The 17,257-nt window shown below is 45.6% G+C and carries 12 protein-coding genes; 2 read left to right on the top strand and 10 right to left on the bottom strand.

The genetic code is table 11. The annotated features are described in order from the left end of the window. Positions 1–224: 224 nt before the first annotated feature. Positions 225–1,298 (bottom strand): Gfo/Idh/MocA family protein, encoded by a 1,074-nt coding sequence (locus LPB68_RS01050; protein WP_068654895.1) that lies wholly within the window; start codon positions 1,296–1,298, stop codon positions 225–227. 23 nt (positions 1,299–1,321) lie between these two features. After that, the gene (locus LPB68_RS01045) at positions 1,322–2,473 is read right to left on the bottom strand and encodes a Gfo/Idh/MocA family protein (protein ID WP_068654897.1); all 1,152 of its coding nucleotides are present in this window, start codon (positions 2,471–2,473) and stop codon (positions 1,322–1,324) included. A 158-nt stretch (positions 2,474–2,631) separates the two neighbouring features. On the opposite strand from LPB68_RS01045, the gene LPB68_RS01040 reads away from it, so the two are divergent. Then, complete coding sequence (locus LPB68_RS01040; RefSeq protein ID WP_232510140.1) at positions 2,632–3,531, top strand: AraC family transcriptional regulator; 900 nt, start codon at positions 2,632–2,634, stop codon at positions 3,529–3,531. A gap of 163 nt (positions 3,532–3,694) precedes the next feature. On the opposite strand, the gene LPB68_RS01035 is transcribed toward LPB68_RS01040, so the two are convergent. From LPB68_RS01035 to LPB68_RS01020, 4 genes are all read right to left on the bottom strand, one after another. Then, complete coding sequence (locus LPB68_RS01035; protein WP_068654901.1) at positions 3,695–5,770, bottom strand: right-handed parallel beta-helix repeat-containing protein; 2,076 nt, start codon at positions 5,768–5,770, stop codon at positions 3,695–3,697. Between the two features lie 242 nt (positions 5,771–6,012). Next, a complete protein-coding gene (locus LPB68_RS01030) occupies positions 6,013–7,590 on the bottom strand; it encodes a glycoside hydrolase family 43 protein (RefSeq protein WP_068654903.1) in 1,578 nt (525 codons plus the stop codon). Then, complete coding sequence (locus tag LPB68_RS01025) at positions 7,590–9,566, bottom strand: YjhG/YagF family D-xylonate dehydratase (RefSeq protein ID WP_082865560.1); 1,977 nt, start codon at positions 9,564–9,566, stop codon at positions 7,590–7,592. Before LPB68_RS01025 ends, LPB68_RS01030 begins: the two co-directional genes overlap by 1 nt. A gap of 47 nt (positions 9,567–9,613) precedes the next feature. Next, entirely contained in the window at positions 9,614–10,372 is a 759-nt protein-coding gene (locus LPB68_RS01020; RefSeq protein ID WP_068654905.1) for an IclR family transcriptional regulator, read from the bottom strand. Positions 10,373–10,471: 99 nt separating this feature from the next. Here LPB68_RS01020 and LPB68_RS01015 point away from each other — a divergent pair, with 99 nt between their 5' ends. Continuing rightward, positions 10,472–11,407, top strand: coding sequence for a dihydrodipicolinate synthase family protein (locus LPB68_RS01015; protein ID WP_068654907.1), 936 nt, complete (start codon positions 10,472–10,474; stop codon positions 11,405–11,407). Positions 11,408–11,496: 89 nt separating this feature from the next. Here the strand turns inward: LPB68_RS01015 and LPB68_RS01010 are convergent, their stop codons facing one another. From LPB68_RS01010 to LPB68_RS00995, 4 genes are all read right to left on the bottom strand, one after another. Further along, positions 11,497–13,152 carry a M20/M25/M40 family metallo-hydrolase gene (locus LPB68_RS01010; protein WP_068654909.1) on the bottom strand — a complete coding sequence of 552 codons (1,656 nt, stop codon included), beginning with the start codon at positions 13,150–13,152 and terminating at the stop codon, positions 11,497–11,499. 853 nt (positions 13,153–14,005) lie between these two features. After that, a complete protein-coding gene (locus tag LPB68_RS01005) occupies positions 14,006–15,091 on the bottom strand; it encodes an efflux RND transporter periplasmic adaptor subunit (RefSeq protein ID WP_068654911.1) in 1,086 nt (361 codons plus the stop codon). Between the two features lie 29 nt (positions 15,092–15,120). Then, a complete protein-coding gene (locus LPB68_RS01000) occupies positions 15,121–16,512 on the bottom strand; it encodes an ABC transporter permease (RefSeq protein ID WP_068654913.1) in 1,392 nt (463 codons plus the stop codon). After that, positions 16,502–17,221, bottom strand: coding sequence for an ABC transporter ATP-binding protein (locus LPB68_RS00995; protein ID WP_068654915.1), 720 nt, complete (start codon positions 17,219–17,221; stop codon positions 16,502–16,504). The genes LPB68_RS01000 and LPB68_RS00995 overlap by 11 nt, the downstream gene beginning before the upstream one ends. Positions 17,222–17,257: the final 36 nt, after the last annotated feature.

Here is a 17,257-nt window from a genome sequence, read left to right as displayed (position 1 = left end):
AATCTATACCAACCATACGATTCAGTAATTAGCAGCATAAAAGCCCGACAATTGATAAGAGACACACATCCAATCAGGACGTAACTATCTGCTTCACTTATCAGTAATTGTTGGGCATTTTAAATTATTCAAAAGGAATGAATATTAGCAAATGTTATATATATCCAGTTGGATAGAACATCGGCCTACGAACTCGATATAAGTTTTCAGTTACAGACCATTGACTATTGAATGATAAATGCGCTTTTTTGAGCGATCAGGCATAACTCCGCTGCCAGGAAAGCGTGATTTTGTGTCATTGCATTTTCAGTCCGATTCAAGCAGTCCAAAATCAGTTCACCAAAGAATGGATAACCGACCTTCCCACTTACTTCGAAATGATATTCTCCCTCTTGGTTGACCAAGTAGACATGATCACCTGAGCGGTCTCGGCCGATATCAACATACTTTCTGAGTTCTATGTAGCCTTTCGTTCCCAGAATAAGCGTCCGTCCGTCTCCCCAAGTGCTCAAACCATCCGGCGTCAACCAGTCCACCCGAAAATAGTTCGTGGCACCATTATCCCCTAGTAGCGTCGCATCGCCGAAATCGTCAAGTCCCGGATATTCAGGGCAGCTATAATTGGCGATTTTACTGTGCATCACTTCGGCGTTCTTGCAGTCGGCATAATACAGGAATTGCTCGATTTGATGACTTCCAATATCGCAGAGAATACCGCCATAATGTTCCTTTTGGAAGAACCATTCCGGACGTGCGGATGCGTTCAAGCGATGCGGTCCGAAGCCGGTAACCTGCACGACCCTTCCGATTGCCCCACTGTCGATCAGTTGACCCGCATATACAGCAGCTTCGACATGAATTCTCTCACTGTAATACACCATGTACTTTTTACCTGTTTCGATTACCTTTGCACGGGCCAGCTCCAGCTGTTCCAGCGTTGTAAATGGTGCTTTGTCCGTAAAATAATCCTTTCCCGCGTCCATGACACGTAGTCCTAGTGCACAGCGCTGAGAAGTAATGGCCGCACCGGCGACCAATTGAACTTCTGGATCTGCCAGCACTTCCTCTTCTGAAGAAGCAATTTGAACTTGCGGATACTTACTCTTAAAGTTCTCTGCTCTCTTTTGGTCTCGGTCATATACCCACTTGATATTAGCGCCTGCTTCTAGCAACCCGTTTACCATGCCATAAATATGACCGTGATCAAGAGCAATGGCCGCTATGACGAATTCGCCGGGGTTGACTACAGGAGACGGTTTTCCAACGGGTGCATAGTTCATTCCATCTTTACTATTCATAATTCACCTCAAATTAGGATTGTTTATTCCTGAGTTGTATCGATCGTGATCTGTTGATCAGAGAAATTTTCAACGTGTCCACTTTTCTCGTAAAAATGAATGGCATGCTGTTGAACGCCTGCTTTCGTATAAAACGGATCACCGGCGACCAGCGGAAGACTGACATTCTCACCTGTACTGGCAGACTTATAGATCGCCATGATCATTTCCAAAGTTGTTCGGCCACTAATTCCGTCAATCAATGGCGGTTCTCCAGACTCAATGGCGTACATGACATTGTCGATTTGAGCAGCATGTCCCTCGTATGGCAAGTTCGGTAGGCTATCGTATGCCTGTTGAAGCTGCTCTTCCAGTTGGGCATTCTTTTCCGGAAAACCATTCGATTTAGATGAAGAGGCAGTAAATTTCCAAGGAGCTGAGATTCGGGCATGCTGTCCTTGAAAAATGAATTGTTGCTCCTCACCATGATGCACTACCGAACTCGTAATCTGTCCCAATGCCCCATTAGCATAACGAAGCATTGCAATAGACAGATCTTCTACTTCTGCATTGTCGTGTGCTACATTGCTCATGAAGGCTTGCACCTGTTCAGGACGTCCCATCATCCAGAGCAATGCGTCAATATGATGAACGGCATGGTTGAGTGTACACCCCCCACCTTCCTTCTCCCAGGTACCACGCCACCAAAGATCATAATAGCTATGGCCACGCCACCAGAAGGAATCGACCTGAGCATGGAGGATCGGGCCTGCGAGTCTGGTGTCCAGCATCTTTTTCAGCTTCATGATTGGATTCGTAAACCTGTTTTGTGCTACGACTGACAGCACCTTCCCGCTCCTTAGCGCCGCTTCGATCATCAGGTCGCATTCCTCGAGCGAGGATGCCATCGGCTTCTCCACTAATACATGGCTTCCCGCATTCAGAAAATCTACCGCGATCGGAGCATGCGCATACGGAGGTAAACAAATGGAAATGAGATCAATCTCCTCATGAAGAAGCTCTTTATAATCATTAACAACTTTAGCGTCCAGTCCGAATTCGATTTTCTTCGCTTCGGCTTTGTCGGGATATAAATCACACAAAGCCACAATCTCGCATCGTTCCTTGAATTTTAAATAACTTTTGATATGCGTGATGGAGATGGCTCCTGTTCCAATGATCGCAACCTTTAGCATGGTCAATCCCTCCTCTTACCTTATTGATGTCCTTAATCAATATTATCTTAGGAAGAAGTTTCATTGTGCTCCTGTAATGTGGTAAAAATAACGTTGTATTGCTGTTTATCCGTTTCCAGGTTATAGTAAAAAATTATAATAGATTCTAACATGGTGAGGTGATCCGTTTGCGATATGATCTATATAATTTCAATGAAAACTCTATTCATTTCGCCTATAGACGCAAAAGCGAAAACAAAGAACATATTGAAACATTCCATTCCCACCTAGGTATCGAGTTCCTGTTGATCCACCAAGGTTCCGGAACGATGATCGTTAACAACCGAAGCTATGAGATTAAGCCGGGTATGCTTTGTATTTTTCAACCCTATCAGCTTCACCATCTTAAATTAGACTACTCGAACAACCCATGTTTTGAACGATCTTTGGCTATTTTTGAACCCTCGATGTTTGAAGCCTATTTCGAGAAGTGGCCCATCCTCCATACTTACTTTAGGCATATCTATCTAGGGAATCTGTCCTCCCCTTGTCTGTATGGTCTCAATGACCAACATATCCTGGTTCACCTGTTTAAAACCTTTGTGGAACGCATACCTTATTTGAACGAAACAAACCGTGCGGAAGAAGTTTCACTGTTTCTTATAAATGTCTTTCATACGCTTAAGCCATTGTGGGATGAGCTGGAGGGGCAATTGACGGTTTCTACCGTAGGACGCAAAAGCCACCAGGTAGAACGAATACTAGAGTGGATCGAAAAAAACTATCATGTTCCCTATCGGTTAGACGATTTGGCTCAATCACTGCACCTTTCTTCTTATCACCTTTCTCATTTATTTAAAGAAGCAACTGGTGTCAGCATTTCTCAATATATCGCTGCTCGCAGGATTCATCAGTCTGTTCGCTTAATAACTACGACAAACAAGCCCATCTCGTTCATTGCTGAGGAGGTAGGCTTGACGAATGTATCGTATTTTTGCAAACTATTTAAAGAACAAATGGATGTCACGCCCCACCAGTACCGTAAAAGATGGATAAATCATTCGTTTCGCTTGGAATAGAGATACTGTCTAGCATCTTTGTGCACTTTGATTGAGACACATATACTTGCATAAAAAAAGAAAAGCCTAATACAACAAGCTTTTCTCAAATATGTTATATAGGCAAACCACCGTTTCCATTCAGCAGCAGATTCAAGATACTGTATTTCTATATTTATTCGATTTACAGAACTATCTCAACCGGACTGTTGTCAAATAGTTCAAACGGTCCGGGTGTTACATTTTTTTCCGGTCGCAGCTTATGAAAGAAGTCGTGGTCGAATCGATATGAAGATCCATCCGGTTCCTCATAGTACATCTCAGCGTGATAGCTTTTGCCGAGAAGTTCAGTTGTGACTACCGTAGGCGCTGCAGCACGCATTAATTCAGGGTTATGAACATGTACCTGTACCTTGCAAGCAGCCAGATCGATTTCGATCTCGATCCCGTTGTCGACATAAGCCTTTGCATTTAAATCATGAGTACTAGGCACCGCGCCTTTCAAATACAGATTGCCCTGTATCGTAACGGGGAGTGCCATCTTATCGGGCTGAAACGGCTTACCGGATTCCTTTAAAGCCGCAATTTCTTCCTTGGTATATTCCCACCACTGCTTTTGATAAGTACTCGGGTAATCGTTGTAGCCGCCCAGTCCGGCAGGATGAAGGTAACATCGGGAGTTGTCCGGTACACCATCCATCACCGCGGCACCGCCGTAATGCATATCCTCCCTTGGAGTGAGCGGAAGGTGCTCGAAAAAGGTCATAGGCAACGGGTCTTTACTCGGATCGTTATCACCTATAAATATGTTATTGTAATACCTGTCGTCTCCGCCCGTGATATTGCTGTAACCGGCAACTGCCGTCTCATGAGGCATATGGTAGGGAGTATAGCGGGTAAGCTCGGAGCGCACCACAAATCTTCCGGTAAACAGATTGTGAACAAACGCACCGCCTTGGGCCATATTGCGGAAGTTCATAGGCGATAGGAACAGGTTATGATCCACCATATAAGGGCCGTGACATACCTCTACAAAGAGATCCTCGGACAAATTGTCATAAAAGATATTTCGGCTGATGCGGGTGCCTTGTGCCTGCCAATCCAGCCAAAGTGCCCGGTAGGAGCTATAGATGACATTCCCACAAATCTGGGTATCCAGTGAGGCGTGGAGTTTAATTCCCCCCACTTCTGCGCCGTGGAAGATGCGCTTGTGGTGAATATTATAAATGCGGTTATCGTAGATCTGGCTAAAAGCAGCACCTAAATGTCCGACGATTCCAGCCTGTTCACAATCATGAATTACGTTATTGCGGACAATATGGCTTCCGATATGATCCTTATGCCAATCCATGCGTAATGCACGGAAAATAACCTCTTGCTCCCGTTGCGTTCCGCCTTTGCTGCGTTTGTCCGAGAATTCGTTCTGCCCGGTAGTTATTTCTTTGCCCAGGCTGATACCTGTACATTTGGACTCGTTGATCAGGTTATTCTCTATAATCCAGCCTTTACTCCAATGGGGACCTATAAGCCCTTCCTGCAAAGCCGTTGGCGGAGCCCACTGGGGAGATGCCTGCCGGAGCGTAAAGCCCCTGACGGTAATATAGTTACGGCCGGTCTTCTCAGGCCAGAAACAATAAGGGAGCACATTGATTTCCACATTCTCTTGGCGGGGGTCCTTGCCTCCGAAGTTCGCCCATATGGTTGTGGTAGTTGAGCTTACTTCCGCATACCATTGCATCAAGGAGTCATCCGCATACTTAGCCTGCGGCCAAATCTGGGGATTGTGCAGTTTGTTAACGCTATCACATTCATACAGGGATTTTCCGTCAAGATACACGTCCCCTAGATGCGGCTCGAATTCACCCTCGAACAACCAATCACCGTACAATTTAGTCTGATAGGGGTTGCGGATGACAAACAGGCTGTTTGGCACCTCCGCCTTCCAGACACCATCCCCTTCGTCTTTCCAGTCAGCCACAGGTTCAGCACCCGTAATAACCACTTCTCCATCCCCGGCAGACTGATATACAATCCTCTGTTCCTTTGTGCCTCCATTGGCCGGGTTGACCCATTCCCTGTAAACACCGGCATGCACGGTTATGATATCTCCCGGATCCGCTATAGCCGCAGCGCGGGAAATAGTACGGAAAGGTTGTGCCTCCGTACCCGGTGCTTGATCGCTTCCTTGAATTGCAACATGATAATCCACTAGATAACCACCTTTTCCTTTTATATCTTCACACATTTGCGGCTTTCCCATTATCTACCTCATTAATTACCTCAAAACCGCTGCTCTTCCAATCAGTTATTTCAATCCCACGCGGAGGTAGCCATACTCGTCTGATGTAAATTACCATTGCTTCCGATGGATATACCAAGATTGCGAATTTTACGTTTCGTTACATTGATACTATTCTGCCTTTGTGCATTTATTGAGCAACCGACTTTCGTTAGCGTAACAGTGTTTTACGAAATAACCTCTACCTAATAAAAATTAACCTATTATTGTTTGTACTCAAAATAATCAAAATCTGCGGCATTGAATGTCCCAGCGAGGTCCTGGACGCACATGCCGATAAAGGTTCCCGTAAATCTGATATAACTCGGAAAATCATCAGATAAATGAGAGATATCCAGACTTGAGCCAATCTTCTCCCACCCAGAATCTGAAGCATTATAATAAAACTGGATGAACTCACGCTCCATTACCACTTTCAACTTGCAACTCGCGCCGGGCCGTAAGGGAACCTCAGCACACAAAGTATCCTCATAAACACCATCCTTGGAACGAACAATGCCCAAGCATTTCCCCAATTCCTCATCATGACTGATTCGCAAATAGACATAATCCTTCGTATCATAGTAAACAATAAGCCCCGCCATCTGCTGAAAATGCTCCGGCTCGAATACAATTTCAGTTTCGGCGCTGCAGTAAAAATCCTGCTGGCGCAACGCAACCAGACTTTGGCGGTGCATGGAACTCATCGATTCTCTCCCTCTTAAACGTAAGAAACCTCGCCGTTCTTTAAGCGATAGCCAGGCGTCATCGGCTGGAACACGTAGGGTACTCCAGCGAATATCTAGCTCCGACGAGTTAAAATCATCTCTCTCAGCAGGTAGCTCAAAGGGTTGGCTCGGAATATTCGGACCTTGTACGGTAATGGAGGGTCGGTTGCCTCCATCCTCAAGTGCCAGCCATTCATCCTTTGTGAATCGACAACGCTGAATCGCAGTTTCTCTGCCCAAGTTGCAATACTTATCCTTTACCGGTCGACCGCACAAATGGACCATGTACCACTCATCCGTATGGGTCTGAACAAGACAGGCATGCCCCGCCTTTTGCAGTTCTAACCCTCTATCGCCGGCAGAGGTCAGGACCGGATTGCTTGGATCAGTTTCATAAGGACCCTCAATATTCCTCGACCGAGCTACCGTCACTGCATGATCATACTGAGTGCCTCCTTCTGCTGTAATGAGGTAATACCAGCCGTCTTTATGGTATAAATGAGGGCCTTCCGTCAGCCTTAGTTCTGTCCCTCTATAGATAGGAAGCACTGGACCCATCAGTTGCCCCAGCTCTGTAGAATATTCCTGTAGCACTATCCCAGCGAAGCTGTTCTTGTACGTTCGGTGATCCCATAACATATTGATCAGCCATTTGCGTCCGTCGGTATCGTGGAACAGAGAAGGGTCAAAGCCGCTACTGTTCAGATAGAGCGGTTCAGACCAAGGACCCTCGATACTCGGAGCGGTGACCAGATAATTCGGTGTATCTTTGAATGCCCCCTGTCTGCTTTTGACATCGGTATAGATGAGGTAGAAGGTTCCATTGTCATAGCTGAGGCACGGGGCCCACACACCGCCGGAGTCCAGATCCCCTTCCATATCCAATTGTGATTGTCTTGTAAGCGCATGCGTAAGTGGACGCCAATGAACTAGATCGCGGGAATGGTGAATGAGGACGCCAGGAAACCATTCGAATGTAGATGTGGCAATGTAATAATCTTCTCCCACTCTGCAGATCGATGGGTCCGGATGAAAGCCGCGGAGAATCGGATTTTGAATTATATTTCTATTCATTATTTCCACCCCAATGCTTGCCGGCCCGCATCTAAGGCGGCAATAATTTTATCGGTATCATAGACACAGCCCTGCCAGGTTCCGCCACTTACGGACTGTAGCGCAGCCCATAGTCTAGTATCGTCCGGCAATCCCGGATCAACGGCCAAGAACGGATGCTCACTGCGGACAGCCAGAAGTTCAGCTCCGTCTTGCGTACTACCCGATTGCTCCCCGTCACCAACTAGATTCACACTTCCTTCAAGCTTAACTGTATCGACAATAATCTCTATCCAGTCACCGTCTCTGAGTCTACCAAGAGGGCCTCCAGCTAGTGCTTCCGGACCGATATGCCCAATGCATGCTCCTGTAGAGACCCCAGAGAAGCGGGCATCCGTAATCAGAGTAACGTACTTGCCGAAGGGAAGATGCTTCAACGCGGATGTTAACTGATACGTTTCTTCCATTCCGGTACCGCTGGGTCCACGACCGATGACGGCAAGGATATCTCCCGCCTGGATATGTCCAAGCTTAATGCTTCGGATCGCATCTTTTTCCGCAGTAAATACTTTAACTCTTCCTGTATGCCGATAGACGCCTTCACTGTCCAGAACAGAGGGATCAATCGCTGCCGACTTGATGACCGAGCCCTGCGGAGCCAGATTTCCGGTTGGAAAGGTCATTGTAGAGGCCATTCCCTGTTTCTTCGCCTCTTGGGGACTCATAATGACGGTATCCGGATCGATGCCATCAGCCTCAATCAATCGGTTTCGCATGTCCTGACGTCTTTCCGAGGTTTCCCACCAATCGAGGTTTTCTCCAAGGGTCCTCCCTGTTACCGTAAGAACGGAATCATCAATTAGTCCCAGTCGGCGCAAATGCAGCATGACTTCGGGGACGCCTCCCGCAAGAAACACGCGGATCGTCGGGTGCGGAACCGGCCCGTTCGGCAACACGCTGACCAGACGAGGTACCTTCCGGTTGACGTCGTTCCAGTCTTCGACGGTCGGAATGCTTAGTCCTGCCGCATGTGCAATGGCGGGCAAATGAAGCAATAGATTTGTAGATCCTCCGAATGCAGCATGAACCACCATGGCATTGCGTATTGCTCGGTCTGTCAGAATATCCTTCATAACCATTCCGCTACGCTCCATTTGCAGTAGTGCGCGGGCAGATTGGCGCCCCATGTTCTTCCATACAGGTTGTCCTGAAGGGGCCAGAGCGGAATGGGGAACCGACATGCCTAGCGCTTCGGCGACCACTTGTGCTGTTGCGGCGGTACCTAGAAATTGACATCCACCGCCGGGAGTTGCGCAGGCGCGGCACCCGAGGTCTGCTGCGTCTTCCAAGGACAGTTCCCCATTACTGAATCTCGCCCCGATGCTTTGCACTTTACCGGCATCTTCCCCGTGAATAGGCGGCAGAGATACACCTCCCGGCACAATAATCCCCGGAAGATCACGCATGCCAGCCAAGGCAAGCATCATGGCGGGTAGCCCTTTATCGCAGGTGGCTACACCAATCACTCCTTTGCGTGTAGGCAGAGAGCGGATTAAGCGACGTAGCACCATAGCAGCATCGTTCCGGTAGGGCAGGGAATCGAACATTCCCGTTGTCCCCTGGGAGCGGCCGTCACAGGGATCGCTGACATAGCCAGCAAACGGAATCCCTTGATGTGCGGTGATCTCGTGAGCAACCTCTTCCATCATCAAGCCGATTTCCCAATGGCCCGTATGGTATCCAAGGGCAATCGGACTGCCGTCCTCTCGCCGGATACCCCCCATCGTACCCAAGATGAGATATTGCGACCCATTTAAAAGTAGCGGATTCCAGCCCATCCCCGTATTCTGGGTCATGCCGAAGATTTCACCGCTCGGCGCATTCCGCAGCATATCACCTGTAATCGGGAGGCTGCCGGATGGTCCTTCGGCAACGGTATCGACAGGTATGGACTGTCCTGAGTTCTCCCTCATAATTTCTGGCAAGCTAAGTTCCATTGTAAGCCCTTCTTTCTACCTTGTAATGTAGAGCAAGCACCGAAATGTTAAGCAAGAGACAGGCTTTTCCCCAACCGCTTGACTTCCTGAAGCGCTGCATCCTGTTTATCCAAGTAAGCATGCCGCATCATAGAGGTGCTCACTGCAGCAACGGCTCTTCCGGAAGAATCGGTAATCGGAGCAGCTACACAGCAAATTCCCTGAATAATCTCTTCGTCATCTACCGCATACCCATTGGAGCGGATTTCAGCCATTTTCACCATGAATTCCTTCCAGTCTGTCACGGTATGAGATGTTACAGGAGATAAAATCTTGTCTGGATACTGCTTCTCCAGTTCTTCAAGCGGAAGCAGTGCAAGCAACATCTTACCCATCGCTGTCGCATGGGCCGGAAAACGCATGCCTGGACTTGACTCCAGCTTCACCAGCGATGGCCCTTCCTGTTTAGCTAGATATATGATTTCATTCCTGTCCAGAACGGACAACTGGAAGGTCTCCCCGATGCTTTTGACACTCTCTATTGAAGCCTGCAAAAATTGCTCAACCAAATTGTAATTCTGTTTATGCGATTCAATAAACACCGAATTGAGATAAGCCATTCCCGCTCCGAGGGCATAGGCTTCCTTCTCATCCTTACTCACCCAGTTCAAAGCCTCCATCGTCCGTAACAAGGAAAACATTGAGCTTTTGTTGATCGCTGTGGCCTCGCACAGATCGGTCATTTTATATTCCCCCGGCTTCCTGGCAATCGCCGTCAGAATCATATCGGCTCGTTCTAACGCGGGAACCCAATATTTACGGTCCACCCCTTCAATCCCCTCTCTTAAAAACAACAATTGATAATCCTCACAAGGTTCAATATAATAATCACAAGTTTATAATATCAAACTAGGAGGTAAAAACAAATGAAAAATAAATTTATTCATACAAATGCCGGCATTATCCCCCCTGTCCCTACTATTTTGAATGAGAAGCATAAATTTGATCGTGACGGGATGGAACTTCTAATCAACAACTTGATTGACAAAGGCGTTCACGGCCTGTTCTTCCTGGGAACCGCTGGGGAATTCAACCAGTTCAATGCAGAAGAGCGGGAAGAGATTGCGGAGTTCTGTATTCGCTACACGGATGGACGTCTTCCGGTCTGGATTGGAACAGGCAGTAACACAACTGCAGAGGCCATTCGTCTTACCCAGCATGCTGCCCGCAGCGGTGCAACCGGTGTTGTCGTTATCAATCCTTACTACTGCAAGCTAAGCGATGAAAGCCTGTTCGCGCATTATGCCGCTATCGCCGAAGCATCAACGCTGCCCCTTATGCTCTATAACTTCCCGGCGCTTACCGGACAAGATTTAAGCCCATCCTTGGTCAGACGCCTTGCGGTACGATACGCCCATGTGGTCGGCATCAAGGAAACGGTAGACCAGCTTAGTCATATCCGCCAGATGATTCTGACTGTCAAGGAAGTCAACCCGGCGTTCGCGGTGTTCTGCGGCTTCGACGAATACTTGCTGCCCACCCTCGCGGCAGGCGGTGCCGGTGCCATTGCAGCCAGTGCCAATTTTGCCCCGCAGCTTATGTTGGGCTTATATAAGAGCTATCAGAACAATGACCTGCCGGAGGTGCTTGAGTACCACCAGAAGCTGATTCAGATTCCGCCGCTCTATGCGCTCGATGAGCCGTTCATCCCCACCATCAAGGAAGCGGTCCGCTTGGCCGGCCTCTCCGTCCCTACCTTCAGCCATAGTCCGGCAAACCCCTGGGACGACGGGAAGGAGCAACAGTTGAAGCAAATTTTCGACAAGGCAGGCATCACTTTTTCGGGTAATTTTGGGGAATAATAGCAATCAAAATAAGCAGAGCAGCGCTTCTCCCCTGTGGAGACTCGCTGCTCTGCTTATTTTGCTGCTTCACTGCATCAAATCAACACTCAGTTCCTTCTACAAAACACAGGATATATTAAAGTGAACGCTAACCCTGAAACTGTCATTAGTATTCCTGCTAAATCTAGCGTCATCATATCATTCACGAGCCGAATCATTGGTGTTAATAAAATGAAACCAACCGTCGCAAATACTGCCGAAATCCATGTCAACGAACCCTCACGATTCAGGAAGGACACGTTCATGCCGATCAAGCTGAATATAAGAGGCCATGTGAATAAATAGCTACCGCCAGTCAGATACAACGTTGTCACAATACAGAGTATAAGCCATAGAAATAATGAGCCCATCCAAAGATTCTTTGTACGAATATAGCGTGAAAGAAAACGTATGAGGAGGAAAGAAGTAGTGACCGTCAAGATCAATAATCCCAGAAGATAGTACAAACTAATTTGAGGATCTAGCAGTAACGAAATATATTCATCTTCGGATACTATTGCCTTTAATCCGTTCCATAAAAGTGTAACAACACCGTATATAATCCCTAAATTCAGCAATGTAATTAGGAATCCACCTGTCATCCCTTTAAGATGAATATGACCTCTACGTATTCCGTGCCACACGGTTATGGCAAATAATAATACACCTAAGATCATGAACCATGTCGCCAAAGACTCCGGATAACTAATCACATTCCAACCGATTACGTTAAAATACACCCGATCTTCTTGTTCCACTTGAGTCAGATCTAAATTGCCAAAGTGTTGAGTCAAGCTAAGCATATATTCCCCATGGTGCTGCAGGCTGGCTTGATCCAGATTTTCCGGTGTATCGATTGGCTGGTGATAAGCGTCTAACCCCGATCCAAAGGCAAAGTTTAGTCCCGCTAATCCTCCCTCACGGAAAATCGTCAGGTCTGTATCATTAGGCATTAGTTTATAGATATTATAGAGCAGTGAATAAGCAAGCGGTTGTGGGGCTGCCTTCAAAAACTCCTTTACTATCCAGCCATTCTGCTCACTCGTCTCAAACATAAACGACTCACCTTTGTTCCCGCGCGCTTCAAAATTAAGTACGAGTCCAACGTCTTTAGCCCATGGATGTTCATCCGTAAACGCTTTTGCTCCCAGTAATCCTGCTTCCTCACCATCTGACATGAGCAAAATGACATCATTCTTTAGCGGCCCAGACACTTGTAAAGTACGCACCGTCTCCAACATAGCAGCAATCGCCGCACCATCATCTGCCGCTCCCGGGCTAGTAGGTACAGAATCATAATGACCTGCAATCATGACCGCTTTACTGTTATCGGTCCCTGGAATTCTCGTAATAATATTTTCGATATTTCCGGAGAATTTATGCCCTCTCCATTCATTTGTTACAAAGGTCTTTTGAACTTCAGGACTTAAGCCAAGTCCTTCAAGCTCTGATATGAGATAATCACGCACTTTATCATGCTCAGGTGTTTCAATAGGATGCGGTTCCTTTGCGATCATTTGGAGCTTCTCCATCGCACGTGCCGACGAGAACGAATCTGGCTGTGCATTCAAATCCGCAGGCTCTGGAGATTTAATTTGCAGTAGGCCTATTAGAATAGCACCAACTATGATGATTGGTATACCGATTCTATTTACCCATTTTGTTGTTGTGTATTTCACTTGATGTTGTTCTCGGATGGGTTGTTCAAATTGATAATGGTTCATGGCTCTTCTCCCAACCTCTCTAAATTCCTCTACTTAAATGAAGATGTCTTTACCTTATACCACTTGTACGTTTCGGATATCCTATCGATCAAAGTGAATTCTAATGGGAAAACTATCTAGATTAGCTTTAACCGTAGCTGTCTTACATTTAGAACAAGTATTATCCATAATTACACCCACTAATAGATGATATCTTAATTATTGATATTCTACATTATTGTAAAAATTACCTTTGTTACAATACTGCTTCTTTAACTATCCTGTCTGTTAGCATAATCATCATAGTCCACCGTAACATATTCTTGGCTTATGTCGATTAGCATTAGATATTATTGTCTTCCGACAGATGCCGTGTTATGGAGTACAATTGATTCTAACCTACTTTGAACGCTAATAAGCGGTGTTGAATGAGATATTATTGTTGTCATTCGAAATTTGTAAACGTCCTGGACTTGACTCCGCGGCTAACGGTACAAGTTCTTGTCTCGAGCAAAGGACAAGAACATATACCCATTCCCTCTTACTCCTAGATAACAAAAAAAGCTGATCTTCAACAAGATCAACTTATGTATTTTAATTTATCCACTTTTTTGAATCATTTGGGCATAGATCATTGGCATCTCAGAAGTGAAATTTGTTATTAATTGATGAACTTAGCCCATAACCAACTTTAATCTTTTTAATCCATATCTATGTTTAAAAGCGCAGTAAAATGGAATCTTTCACCTATCTTATCTACTATGAGGAAACTAATGTTGAACAGTGATTGTATCATAAAATGTCACGTGTACTTATTGAGCAAAGAAGAACCCGCAATAAATGCAGATTCTTCTTGTTTGGTAGGTTTGATTACTTATTGCAACACAATCGTATCCCCAACATTTAGCCCCGAGAGTATCTCTGTCTTGTCTGCTGTTTCTAGTCCAATCTCAATATCTCTACGCTCATATTGACCATTGCCCATATCCAGCATAACGTAAGCTATGTCACCCTCACGTATAATTGCAATATTAGATACAACGGTGGCCTTCTCCTTGCGGACGGTCTCAATCTCACCATTCAGACTAAGTCCACCAATAAGATGCTCGTTAGGTTGAAGGGTGATAACTACTTCAAATTGGGGCACTGCATTTGTATTATTCTCGCCTGCAGCGGTCACAGCAAATTTAGATACCTTAGTCACCTCTCCAGACAGTTCTAATTCTTTCAACGCGGTCATTTTTACGACAACCTTCATACCTTCTTTAATTCGAAAAATATCCTGTTCCCCCACAAGTGCAATGAATTCAAGCTTATTCAGATCTACAATTTTACCAATATATTGGTTGTCTGTAACAGATTGTGGACGCTCACTCGTACTGTCATATAGAAAAATTCCGGTTGCCGGGGCTTTATAGACCGCTGTTTTTAGCTTTTCCTTCTTCTCTGCAAGCTCTTGCTTCTGGATATCCGCGTTCAGTTTATTCAACTCATCATTTAACCGTCCTGTCTCTTGGGCGGCAAGTGCTTTTAAGCGTTCCGCCTCTGTCGCTCCAAGAGCTGTTTCTTCATCATTCTGTTGGCTTACGAATTCATTCAGTTCCGCTTCCAACTTCGCCTTGCGGTTCGTTGCTTCTTGTAAGGCAATTTCATTCTTTAGTGTTGATTGATCCAATATATACAGCACATCACCTTTCTTTACCTGACCTCCATTTTCAACTTTCCATTCCGTTACCTTGGAAGCGAAGGGGGCATATACGAGTGTTTCGTGCTCGTACTTTGACTTCCCTTTTACCTGCACAGAATTGGTTATCGTTTCTTGAGTCACTTCAAAAGGGATAGCTTGCGGAATATCCATCAGTTCCATTTGCTCATTCGATTTATTCATGGTGAAAAATACAGTAACCCCAATTCCTAAAACGATCAATACTATTATGATCCACTTTATGATCCTCTTCATTAATTCGGCTTCCTCTCAACTTGAAATTGCTAATCTCGTTTAATTGCCGTCAGCGCATCGGTTCTGGATGCACTAATTGCAGGATAAATTCCCGATAACACCCCTGTCATTAAGGCAAAAGCTATGCCCACCGGGAGTGTCATAATCGGAATAAATACAATATCGCCTGCACTTGGTTCTGTGCCTGTTTGTGTGCCAAGGAGTTGATTAATGGCAAATATAATCAAGTAGGATATCAGTACACCCAAAATACCACCCATTAATCCGAGCAAAGCAGCCTCAGTAATAAACATATTGCGGATTTGCCCCATGTTGGCTCCCAGTACCTTCATAATACCGATCTGACGTCGTCGCTGATGTGTAGACATGGTCATCGCAACGATAATGGAAATCGAAGCTATGATTAGAATAAATACCCCTACACCCAAGGCTGCTTTTTTGACCATATCGAACTCTTGTGCCAACATCTCTTGTTGATATAAATTCGTACTCGTACTTAACGTTAGCTTCTGTATAAGTTGCTCCAACTGCAAGATGTTATCTGTGCTATCTACCTTTACAATAACAGAGTTATAGACTCCTGCTTGTCCAGCGGCACCATTGTGGAGATTCAACTCTTCGACTAGCCGCTCAGCGCTTTCTAGTGACACATAGATAACCTTGTCGTAGGCGGCCATCATATCGTCTATTCCTGCAACTTTGTTAAGAATTCCGCTAACACGTAGAGGACTGCTGCTATAGGTCTGCCCATTCATCGAGGAATAGTCCTGTGCTTGTAGTTGAATTTGCTGCTGATACATCTCAGATGGAAGAATACTTAAGCTGTCGTACTGCTCCCTTAGCTGGATATTAAATGGATCGTTATTCATTCCATCGAATATTTTTTGTCGGGTCTCCGTATCGATTAAGCCCAATGTGGCACCATAGCTGAGAACTGCCGTGCTAGGCAAATCAGAACCTCCTCCTTGCATAAAGGTTTTATCAAATTTCGCTAGCAGGCGAAGATCCGTTGCTATAACCTGAACATCGGCCATTCTGTTATCCATTGTGTACATCTGGATATTTCCTAATTCTTGAAAAGGTGCAGCAGCGATTACGTGATTCAGTCCTTGGATGATTTCCAACTTCTGACGGGTTAATCTCCCAGGATCTAGACTAGTAATTTCCTCAGATCCGCCGCTACCGTTACCGTTACCTCCACCTTGAGAAGGGATTCCGCTATTAGGCATCACTGTGATTTCATCCATTTTTAAATATTGATTCAATGTTTTTTCTGAATAACTCTGTGCGGATTCCCCAAGGCTTAAGGCAACAATGATTGCTGCACAGCCAATGGATATACCAGCCATACAAAGACCTGTGACAACTTTCCGGCGTCTGACCTGATCCCAAGCCAAGCGTGAAATATCACTAATTCTCAATGTTTGTCACCCCTTGGGTTACCATTTCAGCAGAATCACCCTTTTCTGGTACCAAATAACCGTCACGAAGCGTAAAAATCCGCTGCATTTGTTCTGCTACATCCGTTTCATGCGTGACAACAATAAAAGTAGTGTCCATTGTCTTATTCAGTTGAAGTAATATGCTAATAATTTCTTCTTCTGTCTTCGAATCAAGATTACCGGTTGGTTCATCAGCGAAAATGACGGACGGCTCCGTAATCAAGGACCGTGCGATACTAACACGCTGTTGCTGTCCACCCGATAACTGCGAAGGAAACAGATCAGCTTTGTCTGGAATACCTACCTTCTCTAGTAACGCAAGAGATTTCTGCTTGCGTATGGACGGAGAAACAGATTGGAACACCAGTGGCAATTCCACATTCTCTCGGACAGTCAAACTAGTGATTAACTCATAGGCTTGAAAGATAAAACCTATATGCTTTCTTCGGAATATAGAAAGCTTGTTCTCATTCATCTTAACGATATTATGATCGGCAATATGAATTTCGCCTTCTGTCGGTTTCATCAAGCCGGCCATTAGATTCAGTAATGTGGATTTACCAGATCCGGAGCTACCTAGCAGTGCCACCATCTCTCCCTGCTTCACTTCAAAGTTGATGTTATGAAGCACCGGCGTCCATTCATTACCGTTCTTAAATGAGTGAGTAATATTTTCGACTCGCAACATAATAACTATTGCTCCTTCTTTTTATACTTGTTAATA

The organism is Paenibacillus crassostreae, assembly GCF_001857945.1.
GTDB lineage: Bacteria > Bacillota > Bacilli > Paenibacillales > Paenibacillaceae > Paenibacillus_AQ > Paenibacillus_AQ crassostreae.
This window is presented reverse-complemented; position numbering and strand designations above follow the sequence as displayed.

Coding starts and splice junctions, on each gene's coding strand:
- LPB68_RS00995 (WP_068654915.1), bottom strand. CDS start 17,221: ATGTTGCGAGTCGAAAATATTACTCACTCATTTAAGAACGGTAATGAA.
- LPB68_RS01025 (WP_082865560.1), bottom strand. CDS start 9,566: ATGGAACTTAGCTTGCCAGAAATTATGAGGGAGAACTCAGGACAGTCC.
- LPB68_RS01010 (WP_068654909.1), bottom strand. CDS start 13,152: ATGAACCATTATCAATTTGAACAACCCATCCGAGAACAACATCAAGTG.
- LPB68_RS01030 (WP_068654903.1), bottom strand. CDS start 7,590: ATGAATAGAAATATAATTCAAAATCCGATTCTCCGCGGCTTTCATCCG.
- LPB68_RS01015 (WP_068654907.1), top strand. CDS start 10,472: ATGAAAAATAAATTTATTCATACAAATGCCGGCATTATCCCCCCTGTC.
- LPB68_RS01035 (WP_068654901.1), bottom strand. CDS start 5,770: ATGGGAAAGCCGCAAATGTGTGAAGATATAAAAGGAAAAGGTGGTTAT.
- LPB68_RS01050 (WP_068654895.1), bottom strand. CDS start 1,298: ATGAATAGTAAAGATGGAATGAACTATGCACCCGTTGGAAAACCGTCT.
- LPB68_RS01005 (WP_068654911.1), bottom strand. CDS start 15,091: ATGAAGAGGATCATAAAGTGGATCATAATAGTATTGATCGTTTTAGGA.
- LPB68_RS01045 (WP_068654897.1), bottom strand. CDS start 2,473: ATGCTAAAGGTTGCGATCATTGGAACAGGAGCCATCTCCATCACGCAT.